This window comes from Actinophytocola sp. (assembly GCF_045807065.1).
Lineage (GTDB): Bacteria > Actinomycetota > Actinomycetes > Mycobacteriales > Pseudonocardiaceae > Actinophytocola.
In genome coordinates, this window is record NZ_JBJMIE010000409.1 from 1 (window position 1) to 14,742 (window position 14,742).

Below are 14,742 nucleotides of genomic sequence, written 5' to 3' on the forward strand. Positions count from 1 at the left end.
CGTGCTCGCCAGCTCCCTGCCCGGTCTGCTGCCCGACCTCTCGTCCACGCAAGCGCTCGAACTCGCGGCCGCGGCCAGCCGTCCCCGCCGACGCCGCGCTGGTCCTCCCTCGCGGCCCGTCCGCACTCGACCGGGCCGGACGCGGCAGTCACGCCCGCCGCGTCCGGGTGTGCGGGTCAGCCGGGCAGTTGGCAGCCGGGGCGGGTGAGGTCGATGCGGCTCGGTGTGGTGATGCAGGCCGCGATGTAGAAGGTCTGCTGGGCGTAGCCGATGTTCGGCCGGATGGTGACGTTGCCGGCCTGGTCGACCTCGCACGGGTTGTCCAGGGTGCAGCGCTGGGCGTTCTCGTTGAGCGTGTTGTTGATGGCGACGATCTGGCCGGTAGCGTTGTCGAGCACCGGCGAGCCCGAGGTGCCGGGGATTGTGTGGCAGGCGGCGGTGTAGCGCACGGAGTCCTGCCAGGTCCAGCGGTCCTCGCGCAACCGGAAGGCGAAGCCGTCGATGTCGCATGGGTATGTGGCGCGGTGGAAGCCGGAGACCACGGTGATGGCTGTGCCGGTCGTCGGGTGCACTGTGGACAGATCGAGCGCCCGGCTGCCGAACTGCTGCTGCAGCTGGGCGTAGGTGATGGTGAGCCGGTAGATCGACACGTCGGTGTTGGTCATCGTGGCGTAGAGCAGCCGGTTGGCGCGCAGGGTGCCGAGGCTGGTGCCGTTGGAGTTCAGCAGGGTGAAGGTGCGGGTCGAGGCCTGGTTCTGCAGGACCTCGCCGGCCGCGAGCAGCCGGACGCAGTGACCGTTGGACATGACCAGGGCGGGGTCGCCCGGCTGCGAGTTCGGGGTGCGCACCACCGAGCCGGAACAGTTGCTCAATGCGACGATGCCGGTGAAGTCGACGGTGGCGATCGTGGGAGCCGGTTGGGCCGGCGCGGCGGTGGCCGCGGCGCCCACGCTCGGAGCCGCTCCGAGCGCGAGCGCCGTCATGGCGCCGACGGTCAGCAGCGCGCGGGTCAGGCGACCGCGAGGACTTGTGGTCACAGCAGGGTCCTTTCGTTGACCGGAAGTGGTCCCCACGAGCGTGTAGCCCCGCGTGTCCTCGCCGACACCGCCAGACGTCGGAAATCGGCTCAACCGCCCTGATTCCGGCCGCGTCAGGCTTGCCGGAGTCGTCGTGGTGGGGTGGGATCGCTGGATTGACGCGGGTTGTGCTGGTGCTGATCGATCCGCGACGGATGACCCCACATCCGAGGAACGACCGTGTGCTTGCCGAGAATGCCATCGAAGCAGGTCAGGCGGTGTGGTGGTACGGCGTTGAGGATGTCGCCCAACCGTTGTTGTCGGCGGAGGTGGAGATGGTCGAGGCCTGTTTGATTGGTGGTCGGTTGTGGCAGGGCGTGTAGTGGTCGGGCGTTGGCGATGCCTTGGTGGGTCGGTGAGTGTTGTAGAACTGCTCGTACTCGCGCAGGGCCCGAAGTGGGTGTCGTTGGTTCCAGATCAGTGTGCGGTCGAGCAGTTCGCGGCGGCAGGTCTGGATCCAGCGTTCCATGATTGCGTTCATTCGCGGTATTCGGACACGGGCGAGAGCCACGAAAGCCGAGTGACCAGTGTCTGGAACCTCGAAGGCAGGCTCGTCGACCGGATGACCGGCGCCACCTCGCCCACAGCCCTCGCGCATCGGTGCTCGCGAACGCGACCACCGATGGCAGCATCCAGGTCCGGAACCTCACAGACAGGAGTTCCAGCATGCTGTCCGGGCCGTCGCCGTCGCCGCAGAACCTCGCCTTCACCGGGGACGGCAAGATCCTGGCGGCAGCAGCCGGAGACTCGGTCCGCCTGCGGGATCTCGACACGCGCGAACTCATCACCGAGCTACCCCAACAAGAAGACTCTCCGACCATGGCCTTCAGCCCCCGACGACCACGGGCTCGCCATCGCGGGAGCCGACGGAACCGCACGCCTCTGCGACCGGCTCACCCACGACTTTCCCACCGAGAAGACGCCGCCCAACTGCTCCGGCACGACCTCGTGATCGCTGACAGCACGAAGTTCGGTCGCCGGCGGCGCGGCCGGGCCTGCTGATCGAGCGGACCGCGGGCTGGACGGTCGGGCGCGATTCGCTGCCATCACAGTCGAGAATCCGGTGCGGCTGAAGAAGTGACAGAACGGAAACCGCCCTGGTATTCGGGGCGGTCCCGGTGCGAGCGGGGATCCGACGGACCTTGGCAGCACTTCCACACCGAATTGGTCTGCTGCGTCAACGCGAGGATCCGCAGCACTTCGGACATCGTGGAATAAAAAGGATTTTAGAACTCGTTCTATGCGGCAGGTGGGCCGCGCAAAGCGGTCTTGGGCCGATATCGGCATGCACTCTGTTATCTGACAGTTGACCGGCTTTTGCCGTAGCAGCGATTGTTGAGCGACCCTCGACGGCGCTGTCAGTGGGAGTCCATTCACATGTCAGGGGGTACCACATGTCTTGGTCGCTCGATCGCGCTCGGCTTCGACGGTCCCACGGAACCGCGATCTTGGGCATCTTTTCCCGGTTGGGCCATCTACTAGAGTGGATGGAAATCCTGGGATTTCGGGTGAGGTGCCGTGACCGACGTCAGCAGCAACAGACGCGAGCTCGGCCGCTTCCTGCGCACCCGTCGGGAGCGCATCGCGCCGGAGCAGGTGGGCCTGCCAGCCGGGCCGCGCCGTCGTACGAGGGGGTTGCGCCGCGAGGAGGTCGCCGTTCTTGCCGGCCTGAGCCCCACCTGGTACACGTATCTCGAACAGGCGCGCAACATTCGCCCGTCGCCCGAGGTCCTCGACAGCCTGGCCCGGGTGCTCCAGCTGACCGAGGACGAGCGCCGTTACATGCATGTCCTCGTGTACGGCGAGGTGATCCATCCAGAACCGTTGGAAACGGATATCTCGGGCAACCAGATACTCGAGCAGGTGGTCGGCCTGATGGCGGGGTCACCGTATCCGGTGTACTGCTCCGACCAGTACTGCGATCTCATCAGCTGGAACCCCGCGGCGCGCGAGTGGTTCGACGACTGGGACCGGACACCGAAGGCCGAGCTCAACTTCCTGCGCTGGATGCTCGTCTCCCCCGCGGCGCGGCAGGTGCTCGTGGACTGGGAGAACGACGCCCAGGACATCGTCGCGCGCTGGCGGGGGGAGGTGGCCAAGTGGCCCGGCGATGCCCGCATCGAGGCGCTCATCGCCGAGTTCGCCGAGGTCAGCCCGCAGTTCCGGCAATGGTGGGATGATCACGACGTGCAGGAGCATCGCTCGCGCGTGCGGCGGTTCCGGCACCCCCGGCTCGGCGTCCAGACACTGCGGATGGTCGTGCTCAACGGCCCTGAGTTCTCGCCGGCCGCGGCCATCGTGCACATCCCGGTGCAGGTGTAGGCCGCAGCGGCGTTTCTTCCCTCGGCTCGCCGGGCCTGCTCAAATTGCGGTGCGAAACTTTCATGTTGCGGAATCACATACCAGGAGGGGTGTCATCACAATGGAGAAATACGAATCCCTTGGCGCAAATACCGACGCTGTCGACGATTACCGGACGGCAGTCATCGGGGTGGCGTGTAGACTCCCAGGAGCATCCGATGTCGAAGAGTTATGGAATGTCCTCACCACCGAAACAGATGCCATACGACGTATTCCCGTGGAGCGGTTCGACGTCGACAAGATATACGATCCGCGCCCCGGGACGCCCGGGCGCGTCGTCACCCGGCACGGCGGGTTCCTGGACGACATCGACAAGTTCGACGCACAGTTCTTCGGCATCTCGCCACAGGTGGCCATGCGCATGGACCCCCAAGAGCGGTTGCTGATGGAGGCGACCTGGGAGGCCGTCGAGGACGCCGGCATCCCGGACCGCGCACTGGCGGGCAGCAACACGGGCGTCTACGCCACCTCGGTGACCGCCGACTACTGGGACATACTGCGTGGCGCCGGCAAGAACGACCTCCACTCCGCGGTGAACGCCAAGCCGAGCGCCACCGCCGCCGGCCTCATCGCGCACCACCTCGACGTGCGCGGCCCGGCCATGGGCCTGGAGGCTACCTGCGCCTCCGCGCTGCTGGCCGTGCACGTCGCGTGCCGGGCACTGCGCCACGGCGAGATCGAGCTGGCCATCGTGGCCGGTGCGAACGTGCTGCTCGGTCCGGACCAGTACATGGCCATGTCCGAGGCCGAGATCCTCTCACCGACCGGCCGGTGCCGGTTCGGCGACGCCGCGGCCGACGGCTACGTCCGCAGCGAGGGCGTGGTGGCCGTGGTTCTCAAGCCGCTCAGCCGGGCCGTCGTCGATGGCGATCGGATCTACGCGACGATCCGGGGGAGTGCGGCGGTGAGCAACGGTCGAAGCGGCGGCACCATGATCTCGCCCGGACTGGCCGGCCAGGTCGAGATGCTGCGCCGGGCGTACCGGGACGCCGGTGTCGCGCCCGGCGCCATCTCCTACGTCGAGGCGCACGGCCCCGGCACACCCGAGGGCGACGTCGTGGAGCTGACCGCACTGGCCGAGGTCCTCGACGAGGGCCGCGAGCGCGACCGGCCGTGCGTGGTCGGGTCGGTCAAGTCGAACATCGGGCACACCGAGGCCGCGGCCGGGCTCGCGGGTCTGCTGAAGGCCGTGCTCGTGCTGAAGAACCGCTGGGTTCCCGCGACGCTGCACGTGGCGCGACCGAACCCGGTGTTCACCGAGTTGCCCGGGTCGATCGAGCTCGCGGTGCGGCCGATCGACCTGGCCGAGCGGCCGGCCGGCACGCTGCTCGCCGGGGTCAGCGCGTTCGGCCTGACGGGCACCAACGTCCACGTCGTGCTCGGCGAGGCGCCACTGTCGGCGGCCTCGGCCCGGCACCACACCGCACCTCTCGTGCTGCCGCTGTCGGCCAAGTGCCCGGTGGCCATGCGGCAGCTGGCCGGCCGGTACGCGGACCTGATCGGCAGCCGGGTGGCCGCTGGGAACCTGACCGACGTGTGCTACGGCGCGGGCGCCCGACGCAGTCACCTCGCCTACCGGCTCGCGGTGGTCGGCCGCGACCGGAACGCGTTGGTGGACGGGTTGCGTTCGGTCGAGGCCGGCTACGACTCCCCGTCCGTCCTCGGCAGACCCGAGTCGAGCGCCGAGGCCCCCCAGGTGGTGTTCGTCTTCGCGGGGCAGGGTTCCCACCGCGAGGACATGGGAAGGGAGCTGATCGAGGAGCAGCCGTACTTCCGGGAGTGGATGCGGCGCTGCGACGAGGCGATCGGGGCCGAGGCGGGTTGGTCGGTGATCGAGCGGATCTGCGGCCACGCTCCGCTGACCGACGAGGAGCACATCCAGCCGGCGCTCTGGGCGATCGAGGTCTCACTCGCCGCGCTGTGGCGGGAATGGGGCATCGAGCCAGACCTGGTGATCGGGCACAGCATGGGCGAGATCGCGGCTGCGGTCACCTCGGGTGCACTGTCCCTTTCAGACGGCGCGGCGTTGGTCTGCCGACGGGGTGCCCTGCTGACCCGGGTCCAGGGCTCGGGTGCCATGTGGGCGGTGCAGCTCGGCGAGGACGAGGCCGTCGAGGCGATCGCGGACCAGACCGGCCAGGTGTGCGTCGCCGCGGTCAACAGCGACCACTCGACCACGCTGTCCGGTGACACGGCGGCGCTCCTCGAGGTCGTCGAGCAGCTGCGCGGTCGTGGGATCTACAGCAAGCAGCTGCGGGTCAACTGTGCCTCGCACGCGCCGCAGGTCGAGCCGATAGAGGCGGACCTGCGCGCCGCGTTGACCGACCTGCGCCCGGTCGAGCCCCGGATTCCCATGTACTCCACGGTGTTCGACCGCGAGGTGGCCGGGCCGGAACTGGATGGGGCGTACTGGGCACACAACCTGCGCCAGCCGGTCCGGTTCGCCTCGGCGGTGCGCGCGGCGGTCGCACGGCGGCCACGCACGCTGTTCATCGAGATCAGCACGCACTCCGTGCTCGTCCCGGCCATCGAGGACGTGCTCGAGTCGGTGGCCGGAGACCAGGTCGCGGTGCCGTCGCTGCGCCGTGACCAGAGCGAGCTGGACACCATGGCGACCGGGCTCGCGTTCGCGTACACGCACGGCTGCCGGCCACGCTGGGAACGGGTGTACGAGAACGCGCGGTACGTTCCGGTGCCTGGGCACCCCTGGCTCCGCCGGCCCTACTGGGTCGACACCACGGACCGGCCCGTGCCAGTCGCGCCTGTCCCGGCCGAACCGGCGCGTCCCGCACCCGTGCCGGTTCGCGCCGGCGCGGCCGGTGGTGACCTCGTGCGCACGATCGTCATGCACACCGCGGACGTGCTCGCCATGCCGCAGGAGAAGATCGACCCGTCGGCGCCGCTGCTGGACTCCGGGTTGGACTCGTTGCTCGCGGCGAAGCTCGGCACCCGGATCGAGCAGCAGCTCGGTGTGCGGGTTCCGGTCCGGCAGCTGCTTGCCCGCCTCTCGCTGGTCGACCTGGCCGAGCAGTTGAGCGGTCAGCTGCCGGCCGGTCAGCCGTCATAGCGCAACGCGAAACCGACCGGTCCCGGGTCCACCGCGGCATCGTCGTGGACCCGGAACCAGATCGTTCAGACGGAGGGGCGGGCGGCCCACGCGTCCTCGGTCAGGCACTGCGGGCCGGCCGAGCGGTAGGCGTGTGCCATCGAGACGAGGGTGACGTGGTGGTGCCAGCCGGGGTAGGACCGGCCCTCGAAGTGGCCGAGGCCGGTCTCGTCGTGCAGCCGGGTCATGTCCTCGGCGACCTGCCGGCGCGTCCGGGCGAGGTGGATCAGCTCGGGGAGTCGCATCTGGCCGAGGTTGGTCACGTACACAGCGCTTGGCTGGCCCTGCCCCGACGTCCATTCCGCGAGTACGGCACGGTTGGCGCGGTAGGGGCGAACCCGCGAAAGGGCGCCCTGCATGGGCGCCAGCACGAACCGAACGGTACTCATCCGCCCATCGGCCGTCTCCCGCGAAGTGACCACGCCGTGGCCGAGCCGACGGGCCCGGATGGCCACCTCGCCGGCGGTGGTCGGCCGGTCAGTGGTGGAGCCGGCGACCGTGAGCCGGGGCGGTGGCGCGACGGGCATGTTCTCGACCACCTGGACCAGATAGGGCACGTTGCGCTCGTCGAGCCCGCGCAGCAGGAGCTCGGCCTGGCGGTCGAAGCGCGCGTCGGCGAGCAGCGGCACCGTCGGCAGGTCCCAGTCAATCAGCAACTCGTCGAGCATGTCGAGGCCGCACGCCCAGGCGGGCCGGTGCCGCTCCCCGGCCGGCACGCGGGTGCGCGAGCGCCGCTCGGCGTCGTCGTGCCACGCGCGTGGCAGCAGCAACCGCCAGTTCACCGGCACGCTGCGGTCGTCCCAGGCGAGGAACGCGGCCAAGCCCAACTGGCAGTTCAGCAACCTGCCCGCGGCCGGCGCGAACTGCCTGGCCACGCCGACGGAGTTGCACCCGTTCTTCGGGAACACCGCATCCTGGAGCACTATCGCTCTCGGCCGGCCGGTCGCGACCAGTTCCCGCGCGAGGCGGTTGCGTACCGGTGTCCACTGCCAGGGGCTCTGGTTGACGAACTGCTGCAGCGACTGGTCGGCGCGCCAGCCGACCACGTGGTCGCAGATGCGTCTGATGGTTTTGCGACCGGGTAACGACACCAGCCCCCGTACGTAGACCTCGCCCCAGCGGCGCTGGTCGGCTCGGCTGAACGAGGCGAAGAGGCGCTGGCAGAACTCGGATAAGTTGCCGGTGTCCCCGATCCGGGCGGACCCGATGAAGTCGATCTGCTCAGTCGTCATGGTTTACCCCCATCTACGCGTGGATGCGTTCGGATCAGTCGGCCGGCGGCACGTCCCGGAGGGTCGGTGCGAGGCAGTGGGCCTGGTCGTAGCGCAGGCGCTCGGCGATGGCGATGGCATATGGGGTGTAGCAGGTTCGCCAGTCCTGGAACGTCGCCCAGGCGTCGGCGTATCCGCGGTCCCGTGGCAGCCCCGCGGTCACCGCGACCTGCATCGACTGCTCGAAGTTGCACTCCTCGCGGCCCTGCAGGCTGACCGCCGGCCGCGGGATCTGGATGCCGAGGCGGGCGGACAGCTGCGGCAGGCAGGTCGTGCCGGCCTGCAGCACGCTGTGCACGCCGGGCGGTACCCACCGCGGCGCGACCGCGTCGGCCAGCGCGGCCGCGTCCAGCACCAGCACCGCGGCGTCCAGCCAGCACAGCTCGGTGGCCGGGCCCAGGTAGGTCAACGGGGGGAAGGCGGTGTGGGTGGTCCGCACGTCGGCCAGCCACGCGGTCCAGTGTGCGAAGGTCTGGTCGAGGTGGTCCCGGGAGCCGGACGTCAGGTGGTGGGCCAGCAGCCGTTCCGCGTCCGGCGGCCGCAGCGCGCGCATCGCCAGCCCGGCGACGGTGCGCTCGCGCCGGCTGTAGGCCGCGAGGATCCTGGTCACCAGCACGGTGAACAGGGCGAGGGTCACCGCGACGGACAGCCAGGCGACCACGGCGAGCGGCACCGGACCGGCGTCCAGGAGCGGGAACGCGACCAGCGCGTCGCAGGTGAGGTCCGCGCCGCCGATCGCCGGTGCGGTGAGCGCGAACCCCAGCAGGGTTCCGCCCACCCAGCAGGAGAGCGTGGCGAGCAGCGCGACCGGTCCGGTCAGGTCGAGCACCTGCCCGCGAGCAACGGGTGGCAGCCAGCGCGCGACCGTGCCGGTGACGACCGAGGTCGCCCGGGTCGCCGCCCGCATCAGGCGGGAGGACCGGCCACGCGGGGCGATCACCGTACGCAGCACGCTCGACCAGACGGCCAGCACCAGCGCGACACCGGCCAACAGCGCGATCAGCTCGACCATGCCCGGCCTCCCACGGTTTCGTCGACAGGACCCGACACTGAGGGTCGCAGGTGGCGCCGGCGGGTATACAGACCGAGCGAATGGTGGTACCGCCAATGCCAGCACTCGCCGCGGCGGCGCACTCCGTTAGCTGCCTGTTGACCGGCCCCAAGGTCAACATCACCGTTGAGGGAGGGATTTCGTACAACAGTTAAGGGGCAAGCTCATGGAGTGGCACTTCGTCGGCCGTAACCGGCACGCGGAGATCATCCGAGACCGCCTCCGCCGGCCGGGGGCGGGCCCGCTCGTTGTGGTCGGCGAGCCGCGGATCGGCCGCACCACCCTGGTCACCCGCGCACTGCGGTCGCAACTGGACGAGGAGCGGGACCAGCTGTTCGAGCTGCGACCGGGCAACGGCCGGCCGTTCTCCTCGCTGCGGCACGCGCTGCCACCCGGCACCCCGACCACCGGCGCCGACGCCCAGCAGGTGGCCGAGCTCCTATCCGCACAAGCGGGCGGCCGACGACCGGTCGTACTGGCCGACGACGCGCACCGCGCCGACCCAGCCAGCATGCTCGTGCTCCTGTGGCTGCACCGCCACCGCGGCGCCTTCCTGCTGCTGACCCATCCCGGTGCCGACGCGGACGTCCGGCCCGACCCGCTGGACTGCCTGCGTTACGAGCCCGGCTTCGAGTACCTCGAACTGCCCCCGCTGAGCCTCTACGAGGTGCGTGTGCTGCTGGCCGGCATGCTCGGTGGACCGGCCCGGTCAGCCACAAGCGACGCGCTGCACGCGGCCACCGGCGGCAACCCGGGGCTGTTGCGGGATCTCGTGCTGCATCAGGCGTTACGTGACCACATGGTCCAAGTGGACGGGAAGTGGGCGCTGGGCGACACGATCACGCCGGGCACCGTGCTGACCTGCCGCGGCGCTGAGCACCTGCTCTCCGCGGTCCGCGCGGCGTGGCGCGAGTTGGCGCTCGACCGCGTCGATGACCTGTGCCGGCTGGCGACGTGGAGCGGACTCGCCGAACACATCGCGTTGATCCGCGCGTCGGTGTTGACCTTCCGCGGCCGTTTCACCGAGGCGCTGGCGATGCTCGATGAGCCCGTCGACGTGTCGACACGGCCGCACGCCGCGCTGATGCGTGCGGTGTGCCTTGGCATCGGGCTCGGCCGTACCGAAGAGGCGTTGGCCGTGCTGACGGCCGCGCAACAGCAGGGCGTGCTGTCGCGGACCAGGTCGCTGGCCTACCAGGGCTGGTTGCTGAGCCTTTCCGGGCGAATGGAAGAGGCCATGGTCGTGCTGACCGACCGTGAGCCGCACACCGACCGGGAGGCGACGTTGTTCGTGAACCTGGCTTCGGCGTTGCTCGCGCTGGCGTCGGGCAGGAGCACCGAGGCCGTGGGATTCCTGCGGCGCACCCTGGCCGGTGCCGAGGGCGTGCGCGACGCGCTGCCGTGGCTCACGCCGTACCTGACGGCATACCTGATCGACGCCCTGCTGCTGGCCGGCCGCATCACCGAGGCGACGAAGCTGGCCGTGGAGTTCCACGCAGCGGTGCCCAGTTCCGGCTGGGGTGTGGTCGTGGCTCTCGCTACCACCGACGTGCGCGCTCCGGCCGTTGCGCTGACGCGCTGACCGCGCGGAGGGGCCTTTCTCACGTATCGTGTGAGGAAGGCCCCTTCGGCGCGTCACCTGTGGATCGTGCACCCCGCGTCGGCAGTCACGCCCGGTGCACCGCGAGCATGGTGATGTCGTCCGACTGGTCGGCGTCGCCGACGAAGCGGAACAGGGCGTCGTCCACCGAGCGCAGCAGGTCCTCGGCGGAGGCCGGTGCCCGGCGCACCAGATCGAGCAACTGGTTCATCCCGAAGAGCCCGCCCGTGGCGTCGCGGGCCTCCACCACGCCGTCGGTATACAGCAGAAGGCGGTCGCCGTGGTCGAGTTTGGTATGTCCCAACGTGTACACGCTGTCGGGCATCATGCCGACCGCGGGACCGGTGGGGTAGAGCAGATCCTGTCGGCCGTCCGCGTGGACCAGCACCGGTGGGTTGTGACCGCCGTTGATGTACAGCAGTGAACCGGACACCGGGTCCAGCACACCGAAGAACAGCGTGGCGAAGTAGCCCTGCCGCAGGTGGTTGCGGGCCAGGTACCGGTTGGTGCCGACCACCGCCTGCATCAGCGGCCCCGCCCCGATGGACAGCAGCGGCGGCAGCGCGGCCCCGTTGCACACCGCGTTGTCCACGATCAGTTCCGGCCCCGCGTCCACCAGCTGCCAGCTGCCCGTGTGCTCCGCGGTGTGCCGCAACAGGGTCCTGATCAGCGCCATGAACAGTGCGGCACCGACACCCTTGTCGCACACGTCCGCCACGACGAACCCCAGCCGCCGTCCGTTGACCAGCTCGAAGCCGTCGTAGAAGTCGCCGGCTACCTGGCGGGCGGGACGGAACCGGGTGGCCAGCTCCCAACCCGGGTAGCTCGGCAGCTCCTGTGGCATGAACCCGGACTGGATCTCCCTGGCGATGCTGAGGTCCCGTTCGTACTCGCGGACGCTGGCGGTGGTCAGCTGCTCCATGACCGGGGCGAACGGCATCGGTTCCCAGTGGTCGTCCAGTCGCCCGCCGAGCATTCCCGGCACGTACGGCGGGACGACGTAGTCGAAGCCGCTGCGGACGCACGACTCCAGATCGTCCAGGTCACCGTCGGGGAACACCACCACGTGCGGGGCCGTCGAGGTCATCGCGCCGCGCTGTGCGATCAGCGACACCTGGTGCGGGCCGAGCGACGCGGACACCAGCAGCACATCGGCCTCGGCGTAGAGCACCGGCCGTTCGGCCAGTTCGCGAGTGGTGGCATGCCTGACCGTCACGCCGTCGGCCCGCAGTGCCCGGTCCAGATCCGGGACCGCGTTCTCCCGGTCAGCAATGACAATCGCGGTGGTTCCGGCCATCGCGGCCTCCGTCCTCCAGCAGCGGGGTGCGCCGCATCACCAGTTCGGTGCGGTTGCGCCCGTGCTCGCGGGTGTAACCCAACTCGTCCACCGAGCTGACCGCCAGGTACAGGCCGAGGCCGCCGACCTCGCACAGCATCGGGTCGGTCAGCGAGGGCGGCTTCACACGGTTGCGCGGATCGAACGGCGGCGCGCAGTCCTCGATCCGCAACCACACCCTGTCCGGTTCCACACCGCCGAACACGTCCACCGTGCCGGCCCGGCCCCGGTAGCCGTGGACGGCGATGTTGGTGGTGATCTCGTCGGCGGCGAGGCGTAGCCGGTACGCCCGGCGCGAGCAGAGCCCGCCGTCCTCGGCGAGCTGGCCGACCAGGTCCGCCAGCCGATCGGCCAGGTCGCCCGCGTTGGTCCGCAACCGTTGCGTGATCATCATGGCTCCGTGGTCTCCTGCATCAGGATGGCGCGGTCGAAACCGGTCAGCCGGATGGTCTCGGCCACCTCCGGCTGAGTGCCGACGAGCACGATGTCGGCGCCCCTTTCGAGCTTCTGGTGCGCGAACACAAGGCAGCGCAGCCCGGCCGAGGACAGGTACGTCAGCTCCCCGACCAGCAGCACCATTCGCCGTACCCGGCGGGCCACCGCGTCCATGATCAGCTCGTGGAGCCGTGGCGCGGACCGCGAGTCCAGCTCGCCGGACATCTGTACGGTGGCCACCCCGTCCTCCACGTCCAGCTTCGCCTCGAATGCCATCGTCATCACTCCTCGATCTCCTGTGCCCCGTGCGGGGTCGCGACCAGCACGACCACCGACCGGGGACCCACCCGCACCGCGGCCTGGTCGGCCAGCGCGGTCTCCTCGCCCGGACGGCAGCTGTCTTCCTGCGGCGGCGCCGAGGTGTCCGCGAACCGGCGCCACAGCCACCCGGCGGGCAGCTCCGGCAGTTCCAGCCGGTGCGCCTCCCAGTGCCCGTTCGCCGCGACGTAGACGCAGTCGTCCGCCTCGACACGGCCGTCTCCACCGCCGGCGTCATCGCCTTCGCAGAGCATGCAGGCGAACAGCCTGCTGTGCGGCGACCAGTCCGGGGTCCATGCGTGCACGCCGTGCCAGCTCACGTCCGGGAACATCCGGTCGTGCGTGTGCCCAGTGGGGTGACGCCGCCGGCGCAGGCACGGGTGCGCGCGCCGGAACGCGATCACGTCGCGGGTGAAGCGCACCAGGTCCGCGTTGCTGTCCGCGAGCGACCAGTCCACCCAGGACAGTTCACCGTCATGGCAGTAGGCGTTGTTGTTGCCCCGCTGCGTCCTGGCCATCTCGTCGCCGGCCAGCAGCATCGGGATGCCGTGGCTGGTCAGCAACATCAGCAGGGCGTTGCGCATCTGCCGGCCACGCAGCGCCAGCACGTGGTGGTTCTCGGTGGGGCCCTCGTGGCCGCAGTTCCACGAGTGGTTGTCGTGCTCCCCGTCCTGGTTGTCCTCGCCGTTCGCCTCATTGTGCTTGTGGTGGTAGGACACCAGGTCGTGCAGTGTGAACCCGTCGTGCGCGGTGACGAAGTTGACCGACGCGACCGTGCCGCGGCCGGTGTACAGGTCGGGGGAGCCGACGTACCTGGTGGCCATCTCGGCCGTGGCGCCCACGTCGCCCTTGAGGAACCGGCGCAACGCGTCGCGGTACCTGCCGTTCCACTCCGCCCACCGCTGGTACGCCGGGAACGAACCGACCTGGAACAGCCCGCCCGCGTCCCATGCCTCCGCGATCAGCTTGCAGTCCCGCAGCACGGGGTCGTGCGCGAGCGCCTCCAGCAGCGGCGGGTTGGCCAGCGGCGCCCCGTCCTGGGAGCGGCCGAGGATCGCCGCGAGGTCGAACCGGAAACCGTCCACATGGTACTCGGCGACCCAGTACCGAAGGCAGTCCAGCACGAACCCGCGGACCACCGGGTGGTTGCAGTTGAGCGTGTTGCCGGTGCCGCTGAAGTTGTAGTAGTGCCTGTCCGGGGTGAGCATGTAGTAGACGCGGTTGTCCAGACCGCGGAACGACAGCGTGGGGCCGAGCTGGTTGCCCTCCGCGGTGTGGTTGAACACCACGTCCAACACCACCTCGATACCCGCGCGGTGCAACTGCTTCACGGTGTTCTTCAGCTCGTCGGCCTGCATACCGTGCTGCCCGGTGGCCGCGTACCCGGCCTTGGGCGCGAAGAACCCGACCGTGTTGTAGCCCCAGAAGTCGAACAGCGGGCTGCCGGTGGTGGGGTCGGTCCTGGTGTTGTCCCGCTCGTCGAACTCGAAAACCGGCATCAGCTCGACGCAGTTGACGCCCAGCGACGCCAGGTAGCCGATCTTCTCGACCAGGCCGGCGAACATGCCTGGCGCGTTCACCCCGGACGACGGATGGGCGGTGAACCCCCGCACGTGCAGCTCGTAGACGACCAGGTCCTCCTGCGGTATCCGGAGTGGGCGGTCGTCCTCCCAGTCGAAGTCGGCTGGCGCGATCCTGGACCGCCACGGGCCGCCGGGCGCGCCCCACCGCTCCCGGCCGGACAGCATCGTGCCGTACGGGTCGATCAGCGCCTGTCGCGCGTCGAACCAGTCACCCTCGTCAGGCTTGAACGGACCGTGCGCGCGGTAGCAGTACTCGACGGCCTCCGGGTCCAGCCCGAACACGGTCATCGCGTACACGCCGCCGGTGCGGAAGGAGTCCGGGAACTCCAGCTCCGCCCACGACTCGGCTTCGCCTGGCCGGTACAGCACCAGCGTGATGCCGGTGGCGTTGTTGGAGTACACCGAGAAGTTGACGCCGCCCGGCACGAGAGTCGCGCCGAACGGGACCGGCCGTCCTGGCCGCACCGGTAGGCCGGCGATCCGGTGCGTCGGGTACGCGTCGATCCGGCCGAGTGGCTGACTCGCGTCCCGTTCCTCCGAGGTACGGGTGGGAAACCTCGGGCCTGATGTTGATCCTGTGGTTGACACAGGGAGTGTCATGGCGC

11 protein-coding genes and 1 pseudogene are annotated in these 14,742 nt (G+C 69.8%); 4 read left to right on the forward strand and 8 right to left on the reverse strand.

Annotated features, from left to right (window positions below; translation table 11 throughout):
- Positions 1-176: 176 nt before the first annotated feature.
- Entirely contained in the window at positions 177-1,037 is an 861-nt protein-coding gene (locus tag ACJ73U_RS23770) for a serine protease (protein WP_407779899.1), read from the reverse strand.
- A gap of 167 nt (positions 1,038-1,204) precedes the next feature.
- Between ACJ73U_RS23770 and ACJ73U_RS23775 the strand changes: the two genes are divergently transcribed.
- On the forward strand, positions 1,205-1,399 hold the full coding sequence (locus ACJ73U_RS23775) for a hypothetical protein (protein ID WP_407779926.1): 195 nt from the start codon (positions 1,205-1,207) through the stop codon (positions 1,397-1,399).
- An 86-nt stretch (positions 1,400-1,485) separates the two neighbouring features.
- Here the strand turns inward: ACJ73U_RS23775 and ACJ73U_RS23780 are convergent.
- Positions 1,486-1,674 (reverse strand): annotated as a pseudogene (locus ACJ73U_RS23780) (hypothetical protein); the annotation flags it as partial.
- A 920-nt stretch (positions 1,675-2,594) separates the two neighbouring features.
- On the opposite strand from ACJ73U_RS23780, the gene ACJ73U_RS23785 reads away from it, so the two are divergent.
- Positions 2,595-3,398 carry a helix-turn-helix transcriptional regulator gene (locus ACJ73U_RS23785; RefSeq protein WP_407779900.1) on the forward strand — a complete coding sequence of 268 codons (804 nt, stop codon included), beginning with the start codon at positions 2,595-2,597 and terminating at the stop codon, positions 3,396-3,398.
- Positions 3,399-3,498: 100 nt separating this feature from the next.
- A complete protein-coding gene (locus ACJ73U_RS23790) occupies positions 3,499-6,504 on the forward strand; it encodes a type I polyketide synthase (protein ID WP_407779901.1) in 3,006 nt (1,001 codons plus the stop codon).
- Positions 6,505-6,569: 65 nt separating this feature from the next.
- Here ACJ73U_RS23790 and ACJ73U_RS23795 read toward each other — a convergent pair whose 3' ends face one another.
- The gene (locus ACJ73U_RS23795) at positions 6,570-7,775 is read right to left on the reverse strand and encodes an IS701 family transposase (RefSeq protein WP_407779902.1); all 1,206 of its coding nucleotides are present in this window, start codon (positions 7,773-7,775) and stop codon (positions 6,570-6,572) included.
- A gap of 34 nt (positions 7,776-7,809) precedes the next feature.
- Entirely contained in the window at positions 7,810-8,826 is a 1,017-nt protein-coding gene (locus ACJ73U_RS23800; protein ID WP_407779903.1) for a hypothetical protein, read from the reverse strand.
- A 205-nt stretch (positions 8,827-9,031) separates the two neighbouring features.
- Here ACJ73U_RS23800 and ACJ73U_RS23805 point away from each other — a divergent pair, with 205 nt between their 5' ends.
- Positions 9,032-10,447, forward strand: coding sequence for an ATP-binding protein (locus ACJ73U_RS23805; protein ID WP_407779904.1), 1,416 nt, complete (start codon positions 9,032-9,034; stop codon positions 10,445-10,447).
- An 85-nt stretch (positions 10,448-10,532) separates the two neighbouring features.
- Here ACJ73U_RS23805 and ACJ73U_RS23810 read toward each other — a convergent pair whose 3' ends face one another.
- From ACJ73U_RS23810 to ACJ73U_RS23825, 4 genes are read right to left on the reverse strand one after another with little or no spacing between them, the layout of a single operon-like run.
- Positions 10,533-11,762, reverse strand: coding sequence for a PP2C family protein-serine/threonine phosphatase (locus tag ACJ73U_RS23810; protein WP_407779905.1), 1,230 nt, complete (start codon positions 11,760-11,762; stop codon positions 10,533-10,535).
- Entirely contained in the window at positions 11,731-12,192 is a 462-nt protein-coding gene (locus ACJ73U_RS23815; protein WP_407779906.1) for an ATP-binding protein, read from the reverse strand. The genes ACJ73U_RS23810 and ACJ73U_RS23815 overlap by 32 nt, the downstream gene beginning before the upstream one ends.
- Positions 12,192-12,518 carry an STAS domain-containing protein gene (locus tag ACJ73U_RS23820; RefSeq protein ID WP_407779907.1) on the reverse strand — a complete coding sequence of 109 codons (327 nt, stop codon included), beginning with the start codon at positions 12,516-12,518 and terminating at the stop codon, positions 12,192-12,194. Before ACJ73U_RS23820 ends, ACJ73U_RS23815 begins: the two co-directional genes overlap by 1 nt.
- Positions 12,518-14,725 (reverse strand): glycogen debranching protein, encoded by a 2,208-nt coding sequence (locus tag ACJ73U_RS23825; RefSeq protein ID WP_407779908.1) that lies wholly within the window; start codon positions 14,723-14,725, stop codon positions 12,518-12,520. Before ACJ73U_RS23825 ends, ACJ73U_RS23820 begins: the two co-directional genes overlap by 1 nt.
- Positions 14,726-14,742: the final 17 nt, after the last annotated feature.

Bases quoted from the DNA above. Each gene is read 5' to 3' on its own strand.
- ACJ73U_RS23790 (WP_407779901.1), top strand. From the start codon at position 3,499: ATGGAGAAATACGAATCCCTTGGCGCAAATACCGACGCTGTCGACGAT.
- ACJ73U_RS23795 (WP_407779902.1), bottom strand. From the start codon at position 7,775: ATGACGACTGAGCAGATCGACTTCATCGGGTCCGCCCGGATCGGGGAC.
- ACJ73U_RS23800 (WP_407779903.1), bottom strand. From the start codon at position 8,826: ATGGTCGAGCTGATCGCGCTGTTGGCCGGTGTCGCGCTGGTGCTGGCC.
- ACJ73U_RS23805 (WP_407779904.1), top strand. From the start codon at position 9,032: ATGGAGTGGCACTTCGTCGGCCGTAACCGGCACGCGGAGATCATCCGA.
- ACJ73U_RS23810 (WP_407779905.1), bottom strand. From the start codon at position 11,762: ATGGCCGGAACCACCGCGATTGTCATTGCTGACCGGGAGAACGCGGTC.
- ACJ73U_RS23815 (WP_407779906.1), bottom strand. From the start codon at position 12,192: ATGATCACGCAACGGTTGCGGACCAACGCGGGCGACCTGGCCGATCGG.
- ACJ73U_RS23820 (WP_407779907.1), bottom strand. From the start codon at position 12,518: ATGACGATGGCATTCGAGGCGAAGCTGGACGTGGAGGACGGGGTGGCC.